The organism is Serratia sp. HNCC26DJ244 (assembly GCF_057180565.1).
The window spans coordinates 1-1,104 of record NZ_JBXUGO010000071.1; the positions used below are offsets into that span (position 1 = coordinate 1).

The 1,104-nt window shown below is 53.4% G+C and carries 1 pseudogene; it reads right to left on the reverse strand.

From position 1 onward, the window contains the following. Positions 1-1,104 (reverse strand): annotated as a pseudogene (locus tag AC2A06_RS18575) (autotransporter outer membrane beta-barrel domain-containing protein); the annotation flags it as partial.

Here is a 1,104-nt window from a genome sequence, read left to right on the forward strand (position 1 = left end):
GGGTGTTATCTATCGCTGCATTGCCTAAAATATTTACCGTACCGCCGGTGGCGATAAAATTATCGGTACTGATCAAGCCATCTGAACGCAACCCCGGCAGGTCGCCATAAAACGTCAGGGTGCCGCCATTCAGGTTTACATTGCCGACAGATTCGGTGGTGGTGACCCCGTTACTGCCAACTGTCGCATGACTGTTGGTGCCCAGATCCAGCGTCGCCAAGGTTAACGCGCTAGTATTGTCGCCGGAAAGTGCAAGCAGGGTATTTTGTAAATTCACCGTACCAGCAAACGCACTGCCCACCGTACTGCCAAAGTTAAACGCACTGTTGTTGGTGTTGACATTGACATCCCCCAACCCGGTCAGCGCATTATTAAAGGTAAACGCCCCGGTGGTGGTGATATTCAAATCACTGCCGATATCCGCCACATTTACTCTGGCGGCACTGTTCAGCACGGTATTGCCGTCAAGATTCAGGCTGGATCCATTAGTCAGGTCCACGACACCACTCAAGCCCTGTGCATTACTGCTATTGCTCAGATTGATATGGCTGGCATCCAGTGTCCAGGTACCCGCCCCGCTGAGGACGTTATCCAAGGTACTTAAGGCCTCGTTGGCATAGTCGCTAAACAGCAAGTTGCTGCCACTGGCGATGGCGACTACACCATTGCCCAATTGTGGGGCCTGGGTCACCGTCAAGGTGCTGTTATCGACCAGATCAAACAAACCGTAAAAATTGCTGTTATCCGCAGACAGGGACATATCGGCCCCATTGCTGATACTGACGGTGGAATCAACCACCCCAGTCAGGGCATGAGCCACATCCTCCGTCACACCACTGAAATTCAGCACCGAACTGTCGGTGGTCAAATCCACGGTGGCGCTGGCGGCCCCCAGATTATTGGCATCAGTCACGGTTAACCGACTGTCTGCCCCAATCACCTGAGCACCGTTAAACGCGCTGTTATCACCGGTGAGTTGTACATCTGCCAGGGTATTGAGGGTGCCGGCACCACTGAGCTGATTGGCAAAACTGCCATCGCGGGCGAAATTCAGGTTACCGTCCACGTTCACATCACTGCTGCCCAGGGTCCCGGCATTGTTCA